The following is a 12,687-nucleotide window of genomic DNA, read 5'->3' as shown; positions in this document are numbered from 1 at the left end:
GGGTTTACGGCGTCCCCCGCAACCGGACCCACCCCGCCATCCCCAGAAATCCAGCTTCTGCTTCGGCTGTTGCCGTTGCCGGCCAGCGGCCGGCACTACCGCGGGTGCCGGGTGCAACCCGGCCGATACCCTCCCAGTGCTAGGCTGTTGCCACCGACAACCACGGAGGCGGGATGGGGGCGATCGTGTTGTTGCCGCTGTGCGTGGACGATGCCGCGCTCGACCGCTGCCTGGCCGCGCTGGACGCCGGCACCGCGCCGGGAACCGCGGTCTGGCTGGCCGACGATGCGCAGACCGGCCCGCGCGCGCAGGCGGTGGTGGAACACTGGTTGGCGCATACGCCGTTGCAGGCCGAGTACACCCGGCGCGCGCGGCCATTGGGCGAGGTGGCCCATCTGGATGAGATGTTGCGTGCCTGCGAGGGCCTGGACGTGGCCGTGCTCGCGCCGGACAGCGTGCCCGCACCCGGCTGGTTGCAGCAGCTGCAGGCCGCCTTCGCCCGCGATGCCGCCATCGCCACCGCAACCCCATGGTGCAATGCCGGCGAAACTGCCGCGTGGCCGCGGCTGGGCGAGATCAATCCCGAGCCCGAGGATCCTGCGCTGCTGGCGCAGACCTGTGCCAGCCTGCCAACGTTGCATCCGGAACTGCCGTCAGCGGTGACCCACGCGGTGCTGGTGCGCGGCAACGCGCGCCGTCGTGCCGGCGGTCTCGACGTGGACAGCTACGCCGGCTGGAATGCGGCGCTGGTCGACCTGAGCCTGCGCATGGCCGGCCTCGGTTGGCGCAACGTGCTGTGCGAGACCGCCTTCGTCAGCCGGGCAGGGGAGGCGATCAGCCGTGATGGCGATCTCGAGGCCCTGGCCGCGCGCTGGCCGGCCTGGGTGCCGCGGCTGGCCGACTTCCTGATGCACGATCCGCTGCACGGGCTGCGCGCCGATCTGCAGCAGCGCATGCGGCAGGCGATAATGCCGGCCGAGCAGGGTGACCTGTTCGTCCCGTCATCTGCGCCGGAGCCTCCCGCTTGAATGTTGCCATTGCCGCCATCGTCGTCACGTACCAGAGCGGCAGCACCATCGATGCCTGTCTCTCGCGGCTGCGCCAAGCGCAGGACGTGGCCGAGATCCGGGTGATCGACAATGGCTCGGTGGATGGCACGTTGGAAATCGTGCAGCGGCATGCCAGTCATGACCCACGCGTACGCTTCATCGGCAACCCGGACAATCCCGGCTTCGCCGCCGCCAACAACCAGGGCGTGGCCGACTCGCACAGCCCATGGCTGGCCTTCATCAACCCGGACCTGATGGTCGAGCCAGAAACATTGGCCGCACTGCGCAGCCGCGCGGAAATACTGGGCGATTGCCTGCTGGGTGTCGAACAGGTGGATGAGCAGGGACATGCCGATGAGGCGGTGCGCCGCCGCGACCCGGATTTCCTGTTGATGCTGCGCTCGCCCGGCACGGGCGCGAAGCTGGCCGTTCCACGAGACCCGCAGCAGGCCTTGCAGCGGGTACCCGTGCTGTCCGGTGCCCTGCTGATGATGCAGCGCGCGCTGTTCGACCGTATCGGCGGCTGGGACGCCGGGTATCGCCTGCACGCCGAAGACCTGGACCTGTGCAGGCGCGCCCGCGAGGCCGGCGCGGTAGTCGCCATTGCCAACGATCTGCAGGTCACCCACGTGCGCGGCGTCTCAAGCCGCTCACGGCCGTTCTTCGTTGAATGGCACAAGCACAAGGGGCTGTGGCGCTACTTCCAGAAGTTCGAGGCGAACCAGCGTTCGCTGCCGGTGCGGGTAGCCGTGTGGGGCGCGATCTGGGCGCATGCTCTGATGCTGGTGCCGAGGTTGCTGCGCAGATCCTTGTAGCGCTGAAAGGGCATCCACGCATGGCGTGGATCTACTCCTGTTGTTGCCCGTAGAGCCGAGCGTGGCCGCAGGCACCCCGGTTCACTCTGCCGGGCGCATAATCCGCCCCATGCCTATCATCCAGTCCCTGCTCGACACCGACCTGTACAAGTTCACCATGATGCAGGCGGTGCTCCACCAGCATCCCGGCGCCCAGGTGCAGTACCGGTTCAAGTGCCGCACCCCCGGCATCGACCTGGCCCATTACATCGACCAGATCGACGAAGAGATCGACCACCTGTGCAGCCTGCGCTTCAGCGACGCGGAGCTGGACTACATGCGTGGCCTGCGCTTCGTGAAGCCGGACTTCGCCGACTTCCTCGGCCTGTTCCATCTGGATCGCAAGTACATCCAGCTGCGCGCGTCGAAGACCGTGCCCGGCGAGATTGAACTGGACATCACCGGCCCGTGGCTGCATACCATTCTGTTTGAAGTGCCGCTGCTGGCGATCATCAACGAGGTCTGGTTCCGCAACACCACCACCGCCGACTTCGCCGAAGGCGAGCGCCGCCTGCAGGCCAAGGCCGCGCTGCTGCGCGATACTCCTGGCTTCGAGCAGTGCCGCATTGCCGACTACGGCAGCCGCCGCCGTTACTCGCGTGACTGGCATGCCCGCCTGCTGCCGTTGCTGCGTGATGCGCTCGGGCCGCAGCTGGTCGGCACCAGCAACGTGCACTTTGCCCGTCTGTACGGCATGACCCCGCACGGCACCATGGCCCACGAATACCTGCAGGCATTCCAGGCGCTGGGCCCTCGACTGCGTGATTCGCAGGTGGCGGCACTGGAATCATGGGCGCGCGAGTACCGCGGTGACCTCGGCATCGCGCTGTCCGATGTGGTTGGCCTGGACGCGTTCCTGCGCGACTTCGACATGTACTTCTGCAAGCTGTTCGACGGGGTGCGCCACGACTCGGGCGACCCGTTCGACTGGGGTGACCGCATGCTGGCGCATTTCCAGCAGCGCCGGGTCGATCCACGCAGCAAGGTGCTGGTCTTCAGCGATGGCCTCGACATCGTCAAGGTGATGCGCCTGTACGACTACTTCCGTGGTCGCTGCCAGGTCGCCTTCGGCGTCGGCACCCATCTGACCAATGATCTGGGTCCGACGCCGCTCAACATCGTCATCAAGATGGTCCGCTGCAACGGCCAGCCCGTCGCCAAGCTCAGCGACTCGCCGGGCAAGAGCATGTGCGACGACCCGGGTTACCTGGCCTATCTGCGCCAGGTCTTCGAGCTGCCGCAGCCGGAATGACGCCGGCCTGCAGGTCTTACAGGTAGTCGACCACCACCAGGTAGGCACCCTGCAGCGGCTGCTGCTTCGAGGCCTGCACGCTGTAGCGCTCGGAGAAGGCGATATCGCCGGCGCGCAATGCGCTGGCCGACACCGACAGCTTCTGGCCCTGGCGCTTGCCGTCGCGCAGCGTCGCGGCCTGGCCATCGGCGAGAGCCGTCACGGCCACCGTCGAGCCCTTGGCCGACGGCGGGCAGGCCGCCAGGCTCAGTTCGCCCTGGGAAAGGTTCGTCGTGCAGCCCGGCTCAGCGATGCGACCGCTGAAACGGATGCTGCCGCTGCTGGCCTGGGCCAGCGCACTGATGGACATCAGGGCCACACACAGCAGGATGGAGTTCCTCATGACACGTTCTCTGGTTCGGTGTGTCCTAGTTAGCGACAGCTTCGATCCGCCTTTAATAGGACGATTTCGAATCTGCTAGGGCCATCACCAAGAAAGAGTGATGCGCATCAAATAAGGCGATTTCCAGCTGAAAAAAGCCCGCTTCCGCGCATGCCGAACGCGCCACCTGATGCGTCATCTACGGTCGTTTGTGACCAGTTCGGTCCACCGTCAACTCTCCCACGCTCCCTGGAAGGCAATTTCGCCTATCACGTCACATTTAGGGCGTCAATAAACCGTCGTTCAGAAAAATAATGTGACTTTCATCACAGTTGTGCCTATACTTGCGTCACGGATTCAGGGGAAGGTATGTCCGAGTCCGGCCACAGGTGAGACGCAAGGATGGGTCTTGATAGCCCGGCAGTGCTCCTTGCTTCCTCCTCTACTTCTCATCTCTTCAGTAGGGTTAGGTAAAAGCGAATGCACAAGATCAATCTCATCGCCGCTGTGATGCTGGCCGCCGCTCCGCTGGCCGCCAACGCCGCCGACGGCACCATCACCTTCAATGGCAAGGTGACCGACAAGACCTGCACCATCTCGACCCCGGGCGGCAAGGACTTCGCCGTCAACCTGCCGACCGTGTCCAAGAACACCCTGGCCAACGCCGGTGCCGTTGCGGGCCGTACCCCGTTCGCGATCAACCTGACCAAGTGCAGCGCCGGCAACGTCGCGACCTACTTCGAGCCGGGTTCGACCGTTGACTTCAACACCGGCCGCCTGCTGAACCAGGCTTCGGCCAACGCTGCCACCAACGTGCAGCTGCAGCTGCTGGGTTCCAACAACCAGGTCCTGCCGATCAAGGCAGCCGGCGCTGGCCTGGCCCAGACCAACTCGCAGTGGGTCACCGTCGGCACCGACGGCTCGGCCGACCTGAGCTACTACGCTGAGTACTACGCCACTGCCGCCGCCACCCCGGGCGACGTCACCAGCAGCGTCAAGTACACGATCATCTACAACTGATCGTAGCCGTACCTGCATTGGCCGGCGTACGCGCCGGCCAATGCTCCGCGGCCTCTGGCCACACACCTCGAGCGTAGTATTTCCGATGAAAGCACTCTTTCCCCGGGCGCTGCTGCTGGCAGCGTTCACGCTGCCCTTCTGCCAGGACGCACTGGCTGGCGTGGTGGTCAATGGCACGCGAGTGATCTACCCGGCGCAGGCGCGCGAAGTCACCGTGCAGGTCGACAACGTGGGCGATTCGCCGGCGCTGGTGCAGGCCTGGATCGACAGTGGCGACGCCAACCAGACTGCCGATACCAGCGATGCCCCGTTCGTGCTGACGCCGCCCATCGCGCGCGTCGAACCGGGCCGCAGCCAGGCGCTGCGACTGATTTTCTCTGGCGCGCAGCTGCCGGCCGACCGCGAGTCGGTGTTCTGGCTCAACGTGCTGGATGTGCCGCCGTCGCCGGACAGCGCCGACAGTGGCGAACAGAATTACCTGCAGGTCGCGTTTCGTTCGCGCCTGAAGCTTTTCTACCGGCCGCAGGGCCTGAAGGGCGTCGCCAACGACGCACCGGCAGCACTGCGCTGGACCCGCAATGGCGACCGCCTGCGGGTGGAGAACCCCAGCCCCTTCCACGTCACCCTGGCTGAAGTGCATGCCGTGACCGGCAGCAGTGAAAAGGCCGTCGAGGACAAGGGCGCGATGGTCGCGCCGAAGCAGAGCCTGGAGTACGCCGTACCGGCGGGCACCAACCAGGTCCGCTTCATCACCATCAACGACTACGGCGGCCGGGTGGAACACACCATCCGCCTCGGCAGCACCGGGGGCTGAACGCGCCGCGCCGGCCCATGGCCTGCGCATCCCGCCACCGCCGCCGTGCGGCGAATTGAAGGAATGTCAGTGTGATCGGAAACAGATTGACATTGTCGATCCATCAGGCGCTTTGCCTGTTGGTTGCTGGCGTAGCCTGCCCAGGATGGGCGCTGGCTGCCCCGGCCAATCTCGGCGAACAGGCGCTGATGGCGCAGAGTGGTGCGGCCAATGCGCGTGCACCGGAGTCGGCCCAGTTCAACTCCAGCTTCCTGTCTGGCCAGGCCAAGCAGGTCGATCTGGCGGCCTTCAGCAACGGCAACCCGATGGTGGCTGGCAACTACCGTGTCGACGTCTACGTCAACGGTGCCTGGCAGGGCCGTCGCGATCTGCAGTTCAAGGCCGATGCGCAGGGCCGCGTCGACGCCTGCCTGCCGCTGCCGATGCTGGAAGAAATGGGCGTGGACAGCGAGGCCGTGCTGCTGCAGCAGGACCCGTCGGTTCCGGCCGACAAGACCACCTGCGTGCCGGTCCAGCAGCGCATGACCAACGCCTATGGTGTCTACGACAGTGGTAATCTGCGCTACGACCTCAGCATTCCGCAGGTGTTCCTGCGTCGCGAGGCGCGCGGCTACGTCAACCCGGCGCTGTGGGACCGCGGTATCAATGCCGGCTTCGTTGGCTACAGCTTCAATGCGATCAACAGCGACAGCCGTGTCGAAGGTGGCCAGCGCAACCGCAGTGCCTACCTCGGCCTGAATGCCGGCCTGAACCTGGGTGGCTGGCAGTTCCGCCACGATTCGAACCTGACCTGGTCCGAGGGTGACGGCCGCCATTGGCAGAGCATCGCCACCTATGCGCAGCGCGGCATTCCGCAGGTGCGCGGCATGCTCACCATCGGTGAGGCCTACACCACCGGTGAACTGTTTGATTCGATCGGCTATCGCGGTGCCAGCCTGGCCAGCGACGACCGCATGCTGCCCGACTCGCTGCGCGGTTACGCACCGATCGTGCGCGGCATCGCCGAAACCAATGCGCGCGTGGAAGTGCGCCAGAACCAGCAGTTGATCTACTCCTCGACCGTGTCGCCGGGCAGCTTCGTCATCGACGACCTGTACCCGACCGGCTACGGTGGCGATCTGGAAGTGAGCGTGATCGAGGCCGATGGCCGCCGCCGCGAATTCAAGGTGCCGTTCGGTTCGGTGCCGCAGATGCTGCGCGAAGGCGTGTCGCGCTACGCGCTGACCGCCGGCCAGGTGCGCAACAAGCTGCTGGCCGATGAGCCGTGGCTGGTGCAGGGCACCTACCAGCGTGGTATCGGCAACCAGCTGACCCTGTACGGCGGCAGTGCACTGAGCGACGGCTACCTGTCGCTGCTGTACGGCGTTGGCCTGTCCACGCCGGTCGGCGCGTTCGCTGCCGACGTCACCCACGCTCGTACGACGTTCGACCACTACGGCAACCACACCGGTGCCAGCGTGCGCTTGAGCTACAGCAACATGATCGGCGAGACCGGGACCAACCTGACCCTGGCCGCCTACCGCTATTCGACCGAAGGCTTCTACAGCCTGCAGGACGCGCTGTATGGCCGTGACTCGGACAAGCGCGGCATCGATCCGACCACCCGCGGCCGCCAGCGCAGCCAGTTCCAGGTAACCCTGAACCAGCCGCTGGGCCGTCGCGGCGGCGCACTGTACGTGACCGGCTCGGTGCGTGACTTCTACGATCGCCCGGGCACCTCCAAGCAGTACCAGGTGGGCTACAACAACGCCTGGCGTTCGGTGAACTACGGCTTCTCGGCGCTGCGTACCGAAGAGGGCGTGCTCGGCCGTTCCGACACCCAGTACCTGCTGTCGATGAGCGTGCCGCTGGGCCGTGGTACCCACCCGGTGTCGTTCAGCGCCGATGTCGGCGTGCGCGATCGCGGTGGCTACGACAACAGCCGCGTCGGCATCACCGGTTCGGCCGGCGTCGACAACAACTTCAGCTACGGTGCTGCGCTGTCCGATTCCCGCGAGGGTGGTACCACCGCGGTCGGCAACGCCGAATACCGCAGCCGCTACACAGCGTTGAATGCCACCTACAGCCACTCGCGCGATTTCCGCCAGGCTTCGGTCGGCGCCAACGGCAGCGTGGTGGTGCATCCGGGCGGCTTCACCTTCACCCCGCAGCGTGGCGACACCATGGTGCTGGTGGAAGCACCGGGCGCACGCGATGCGATCGTCAGCAACGCCCCGGGCCTGCGTGTCGATGGCCGCGGCTATGCGGTGGTCCCGTACGTGTCGCCGTACCGCCTCAACACCGTCACCCTCGACCCGCAGGGCATGGCCCACGACGTCGAGCTGGAAAGCACCAGCCAGTCGGTGGCGCCGTTTGCCGGTGCGATCAGCTACCTGCGCTTCGATACCCGCAAGGGTAACGCGCTGCTGATCCAGGTCCGCAACACCGATGGCCGCACCCTGCCGTTCGGTGCGCAGGTCAAGGATGAGCAGGGCCAGCCGGTGGGCATGGTCAGCCAGGGTGGTCGCCTGTACGTGCGCAGTGAAAAGAACCAGGGCCAGTTGCAGGTCGAGTGGGGCGCCGGTGCCGACCAGCGCTGTACCATTGATTACCAGGTACCGGCGGGCGCCGATGCGTCCAAGACCGGCTTCATCCCGCTGGAGGCAGCATGCCGATGATTTCTTCCCGTGGCCGCAAGGTGCTGGCCGCGATGGCCATGCTCGGTGGCGTGCTGCTGGCGCAGCAGGCCAGTGCGGCGTGCCGTATCCAGATCAACGGATTCGTTGCGCAGGACGTGCAGATGGACATGGGTCAGATCGTGATCCTGCCCAGCACGCCGGTAGGTGGCGTGATCAAGGAAATCAGCGTGCCGATCAACCAGCAGAACAGCGTTGCGCGCTGTGACTACTGGTACGGCGGCTACTCCACCGGTGAGTACGTCAACGCACCGCAGAAGCGACCGGTGGCCGGGTTTGCCAACGTCTACGAGACCGGCGTCGCCGGTGTGGGCATCCGCCTGTTCCGCGACTCCGGCGCGATCCAGACCTATTACCCGCACTCCATCAATTTCGCCGCCAACGCGACCATCTCGCTGATCGGCGGCCAGTTCCGCATCCAGCTGATCAAGACCGCGGCGCAGACCGGTTCGGGTGTGATCGCACCCAATGGCCGCTTCACCACCTACTACTTCGATGGTGATGGCCCCAGCCGCCCGGTGTTGACCTCGACGTTCAGGGGCTCGGGTACCACCGTGGTCAGCCCGACCTGCGAAGTGCAGGCCGGCAGCCGCAACATCGCCGTCGATTTCGGCAGCGTGCCCAACACCACCTTCACCGGCGTTGGTTCGCGTGCGGTCGACCGTGACTTCGAGATCCGCCTGAACTGCCAGGGCAGCAACGTTGCCGCCTACCAGAGCAAGATCGGCATCCGCCTCGACGCCGACCAGGACAGCTCGAACATGCCGGGCGTGCTGAAGCTCAGCGCGGCCACCAACAGTGCCACCCGCATCGGCATCCAGATGGTCCAGCGTGATGGCAGCACCGAGCGTGAAGTGCGTTTCGGCCAGACCGTCAACGTGGGCACCACCGCTCCGGGCACCAGTGTCATGGCCCTGCCGCTGCGCGCCCGCTATGTGCAGACCCAGGCCGGTACCGTAGGTGCCGGTGTCGCAAATGGCCAGGCGACGTTCACCATCCAGTACGAGTAAGGCGGCCCCAGGCCGTCGCCATCGCTAGGTTCCGCCGCAATGTCGCCTGTTCCGCAGGCGGCGTTGACTGCGTCTTGATCTTCCAACGATGAAGATCAGTGCCACGACGCACGTACAACCACATGAATGTGATGTATGTCGCGAATTTGGAGTTTCCTCATGAGGTGACCGTCTCCTGCCTGCGGGTGCTGGACGGGAACGCCGAAAGGATCCAGACGTGGCTACAGCTGCCTGCATTCCCCCGCGCCGGCCCTCGGGAGCGCTGCGGTGAAGGTCCTGTCGGTGTTCGGCACGCGGCCGGAAGCGATCAAGATGGGGCCGCTGGTGCGGGCCCTGGCAGAGGCTGCGGACATCGAATCGGTGGTCTGCATCACCGGCCAGCACCGGGCGATGCTGGACCAGGTGATGTCGCTGTTCGAGATCACCGCCGACCACGACCTCGATGTCATGGTGCCCAACCAGACCCTCAATGGCCTGTGCTCCAAGTTGTTCGAACGGCTTGATGCGCTGTACACGCAGGTCCGTCCGGACCGGGTACTGGTGCATGGCGACACCACCACGGCGATGACCGCCGCGCTGGCCGCGTTCCACCACCGCATTCCGATCGGTCATGTCGAGGCCGGACTGCGCACCGGCGACATCAACCGGCCGTGGCCGGAGGAAATGAACCGGCGGGTGATCGATGTGGTCGGCCACCAGCTGTACGCGCCCACGCCCAGCTCGCGTGCCAACCTGGCCGGTGAACACCTGGGCGGGCAGATCCTGGTCACCGGCAACACCGTCATTGATGCCCTGCAGCAGACCGTAGAGCGGCTGGATGCCGATCCGGCGCTGCGCGCGCGGGCTGACGAACCCTTCCACATGCTTGACCCGCAGCGGCGCCTGCTGCTGGTCACCGGCCATCGCCGGGAGAGCTTCGGCCAGGGCTTCGAGGACATCTGCCGGGCACTGGCCGAGTTGGCCCGGCGGCCGGACCTGCAGGTGCTGTACCCGGTGCATCTCAACCCGAACGTGCAGGGCCCGGTCAACGCCCACCTTGGTCATCTCGACAACGTGCACCTGGTGCCGCCGCAGGACTACCTGCGCTTCGTGCGCCTGATGCAGCGCGCCGACGTCATCCTCACCGATTCGGGCGGCGTGCAGGAAGAAGCGCCCGCGCTGGCCAAGCCCGTTCTTGTCATGCGCGATGTCACCGAACGTCCAGAGGCGGTCGAGGCCGGGGTGGTGACCCTGGTCGGCACCACGCCCTCGCGCATTGTCGAGGCGGTCAACGCGGCACTGGCACAACCACCGCACCCGACCCGCTTCGATCCCGACGCCAGCCCCTACGGCGATGGCCGCGCCAGCGCGCGCATTGTCGCGGCCCTGCACGGCACGCCCCTTCCCGAATTCTCGCCCGGTCTCCGCAGCGGCGGTACCGCCCACCCCCATCCACGCGAAGTGACGCCATGACCCAGACCGGCTGCTCTCCCCTGTTTACATCCGCCGTCGCGTTCGTCCTGTCGGGCGTGGTTGGCAGTGCCCATGCCGCCGACAGCGTCGCCGGCCAGTTCGCCGAATGGAGTGGCGACAGCACGGTCAGCCGGCAGATGACCCTGCGCGAACTTGGCTTCCGCCAGCCACTGGTGCTGAGCGGGCAGGAAAGCCAGCGCGAGATCTACCTGCCGGTGCCGGCCGGCGTCGCCACCCGCGACGCACAGCTGCAGCTGGATGGGCGCTATGTGCGCGGCCATGCTGGGCGCACGTCCGGGTTGTGGTCGGTCGATGGCGATCCGATCGCCGCGCGCTCGATCACCGATGCACAGGGTGACGCCAGCCAGCTGCTGGCCATTGATGGCGAACCCCGCCAGAACGGCTTCGTGCGGGTCGGCGTCGGCTGGTGGTCGATCGTTTCCGATTACCAGTGCGCCGACCAGAGTGCGCCGGCCAACGTGCTGCGGCTGTCGCCGGACTCGCGCTTCAGCTACCGCTTCGACGGCCGCGCCGTGGATACCGTGGCCAAGGCCTGGGGCGCGCTGCCACCGCAGGTGCGCCTGCTGGTGGACGGCAAGGCCCTGCAGGTGCCCGCCTACGACGCGGCCTGGCGCATCGGCACCGCGCTGCAGGCCGGGGGCAAGCAGGTGCAGGTGGTGGCGTTGCCGAAGGTCGGTGACAGTGTCGACCTGACCGGTATCAATGTGCCGGCCAGCCTGCAGGGCGTGCCGGCCTATGCTGCGCTGGCTTCAGGGGAGCGGGCATACGCGATCAAGGATCTGGCCGAAGTCGGTGCGCTGCTGTCGCTGCGAGACAGCGGGCCCTTGGCCGCCGATGTGATGATCGGCAGCGATGCGCTGCGGGCCGGCGTGCGCGCGGCACTGGATGCGCTGGCCGCACAGGTTGCCACCGCTGGCGCCGACGCGGGCACGGCGTTCACCGCGTGGCGCGGTACCGACATGGGCGGCCTGGAAAAGCCCGCGGCCACCGCCTCGGTCAGCGTGGTGGTCGTTGCCGGCCGTCCGACGCTGGTGGTCGACCCGGCGGCGGCGGGCAAGGTTGCCGGACTCTTCGCCGAACAGTGGCGCAGCTACGCGCTCGGCCGCAGCCTGCAGGTCAGCGCAGCGGGCACGCCGAAGCTGGACGGTGACCAGGTGCTGCTGAGCCGGCTCGGCAACATCGCCGGCACGATGGATGTCGTCACCCGCGCCGACCGCAGCGCCACCTTCGATCTCGGCGCACTGTCGGCTGATGGGCGCCTGCCGGAGGAGGTAGTGATCGATGTCTCGGCGGCCCCCAATGCGGCCGGGCAGGGCGCGGTGGCCACGATCCACTTCAATGACTACCTGCTGGGCGGCAAGGTGCTGTCGACCAACGCCCAGCCGCAGCGGCTGGTGGCCAAGGTGCCGGCCTACGCGCTGTCGGCGCGCAACGAGATCCGCGTCAGCTTCCTCCGCCAGCCGGCACGCCCCTATTGCCACGATCCGGCCACCGCCTATCCGGTCTCGATCCTGCCCAGCAGCCACCTGACGCTGGCCAAGCGTTCGCTGGGCAGTGATTTCGTCGGCGCCAGCAGCCAGCTGTCGCGCGGCAACCAGGTGTTCGTGCCCGCCACGTGGCTGCAGGATGCGCCGGCATCGCTGCGCAAGGTGATCGCGGTGGCCAGTGCAGTGGGCGCCTCGCCGGAGGCGTCGGAACTGAAGGTGGTCGATGCCGGTGCGACGGTCAGCCCGGGTGCGCCGTGGCTGGCCTTCGGTGTGGCGCCGTCGGGAGTCGATGTGGCCGGCCTGAAGGACGGCCACCTGCTGATCGGCGGCAAGCCGCAGCCGCTGCTGGATGTCAGCGGCCTGGACCGCGCCGCAGTGGTGCAGGTCGGCACCTCCGGCGGCCAGCTCGGCGTGCTGTACAGCGACCTGGGCGCACAGGCACCGTCATTCGGCGCAGCGTTCCGGCTGCTGCGCGGTGATCTTGCGGTGCTCGACGGCAGTGATGCCGTGCGTGAGTTCGATCGCCAGGATCCTTACGGGAGCCGCGTTGCCCAGGATGGCAATCCGCAATCGAAGTGGGAACGGCACATGGTCTGGTTGCTGCTGCTGGTCGGCGTGATCGTGTTCGCGCTGCTGGCCGCCCGCGTCACCCAGGTGCGCCGCCGCAAGTCCGCCAACACAGGGCACTGATC

At 66.8% G+C, this 12,687-nt stretch carries 10 protein-coding genes; 9 read left to right on the top strand and 1 reads right to left on the bottom strand.

Annotation, left to right across the window (positions count from 1 at the left end; translation table 11 throughout):
- The first annotated feature begins 173 nt into the window (after nucleotides 1-173).
- The 3 genes from ABR323_RS02435 (at nucleotide 174) to pncB (ending at nucleotide 3,155) form a co-directional block, all read left to right on the top strand.
- Nucleotides 174-1,028, top strand: a complete 855-nt coding sequence (locus tag ABR323_RS02435; RefSeq protein ID WP_439448061.1) for a glycosyltransferase family 2 protein — start codon at nucleotides 174-176, stop codon at nucleotides 1,026-1,028.
- A complete protein-coding gene (locus tag ABR323_RS02430; protein WP_135272267.1) occupies nucleotides 1,025-1,864 on the top strand; it encodes a glycosyltransferase family 2 protein in 840 nt (279 codons plus the stop codon). The genes ABR323_RS02435 and ABR323_RS02430 overlap by 4 nt, the downstream gene beginning before the upstream one ends.
- A gap of 109 nt (nucleotides 1,865-1,973) precedes the next feature.
- Complete coding sequence (gene pncB, locus ABR323_RS02425; RefSeq protein ID WP_135272268.1) at nucleotides 1,974-3,155, top strand: nicotinate phosphoribosyltransferase; 1,182 nt, start codon at nucleotides 1,974-1,976, stop codon at nucleotides 3,153-3,155.
- A gap of 16 nt (nucleotides 3,156-3,171) precedes the next feature.
- Here the strand turns inward: pncB and ABR323_RS02420 are convergent, their stop codons facing one another.
- Entirely contained in the window at nucleotides 3,172-3,537 is a 366-nt protein-coding gene (locus ABR323_RS02420) for a hypothetical protein (RefSeq protein ID WP_135272269.1), read from the bottom strand.
- A gap of 459 nt (nucleotides 3,538-3,996) precedes the next feature.
- Here ABR323_RS02420 and ABR323_RS02415 point away from each other — a divergent pair, with 459 nt between their 5' ends.
- The 6 genes from ABR323_RS02415 (at nucleotide 3,997) to ABR323_RS02390 (ending at nucleotide 12,685) form a co-directional block, all read left to right on the top strand.
- Nucleotides 3,997-4,536, top strand: a complete 540-nt coding sequence (locus ABR323_RS02415; protein ID WP_004143031.1) for a fimbrial protein — start codon at nucleotides 3,997-3,999, stop codon at nucleotides 4,534-4,536.
- Nucleotides 4,537-4,621: 85 nt separating this feature from the next.
- Nucleotides 4,622-5,350: a fimbrial biogenesis chaperone gene (locus tag ABR323_RS02410; protein WP_135272270.1), complete on the top strand. Its 729-nt coding sequence runs from the start codon at nucleotides 4,622-4,624 to the stop codon at nucleotides 5,348-5,350.
- A gap of 92 nt (nucleotides 5,351-5,442) precedes the next feature.
- Entirely contained in the window at nucleotides 5,443-8,007 is a 2,565-nt protein-coding gene (locus ABR323_RS02405) for a fimbria/pilus outer membrane usher protein (RefSeq protein WP_439448171.1), read from the top strand.
- Entirely contained in the window at nucleotides 7,998-9,035 is a 1,038-nt protein-coding gene (locus tag ABR323_RS02400) for a fimbrial protein (protein ID WP_135272271.1), read from the top strand. Before ABR323_RS02405 ends, ABR323_RS02400 begins: the two co-directional genes overlap by 10 nt.
- Before the next feature lie 267 nt (nucleotides 9,036-9,302).
- Nucleotides 9,303-10,487 (top strand): non-hydrolyzing UDP-N-acetylglucosamine 2-epimerase, encoded by a 1,185-nt coding sequence (gene wecB / locus ABR323_RS02395; protein WP_439448060.1) that lies wholly within the window; start codon nucleotides 9,303-9,305, stop codon nucleotides 10,485-10,487.
- Nucleotides 10,484-12,685, top strand: coding sequence for a hypothetical protein (locus ABR323_RS02390; RefSeq protein ID WP_439448059.1), 2,202 nt, complete (start codon nucleotides 10,484-10,486; stop codon nucleotides 12,683-12,685). The genes wecB and ABR323_RS02390 overlap by 4 nt, the downstream gene beginning before the upstream one ends.
- Nucleotides 12,686-12,687: the final 2 nt, after the last annotated feature.

Origin of the sequence: Stenotrophomonas sp. ATs4, assembly GCF_051861585.1 — a bacterium.
Lineage (GTDB): Bacteria > Pseudomonadota > Gammaproteobacteria > Xanthomonadales > Xanthomonadaceae > Stenotrophomonas > Stenotrophomonas maltophilia_AS.
Note: the sequence above shows the minus strand (reverse complement) of the source record. Positions and strands in the feature narration are given on the sequence as shown.

Coding starts and splice junctions, on each gene's coding strand:
- ABR323_RS02415 (WP_004143031.1), top strand. CDS start 3,997: ATGCACAAGATCAATCTCATCGCCGCTGTGATGCTGGCCGCCGCTCCG.
- ABR323_RS02410 (WP_135272270.1), top strand. CDS start 4,622: ATGAAAGCACTCTTTCCCCGGGCGCTGCTGCTGGCAGCGTTCACGCTG.
- pncB (WP_135272268.1), top strand. CDS start 1,974: ATGCCTATCATCCAGTCCCTGCTCGACACCGACCTGTACAAGTTCACC.
- ABR323_RS02390 (WP_439448059.1), top strand. CDS start 10,484: ATGACCCAGACCGGCTGCTCTCCCCTGTTTACATCCGCCGTCGCGTTC.
- ABR323_RS02400 (WP_135272271.1), top strand. CDS start 7,998: ATGCCGATGATTTCTTCCCGTGGCCGCAAGGTGCTGGCCGCGATGGCC.
- ABR323_RS02420 (WP_135272269.1), bottom strand. CDS start 3,537: ATGAGGAACTCCATCCTGCTGTGTGTGGCCCTGATGTCCATCAGTGCG.
- ABR323_RS02435 (WP_439448061.1), top strand. CDS start 174: ATGGGGGCGATCGTGTTGTTGCCGCTGTGCGTGGACGATGCCGCGCTC.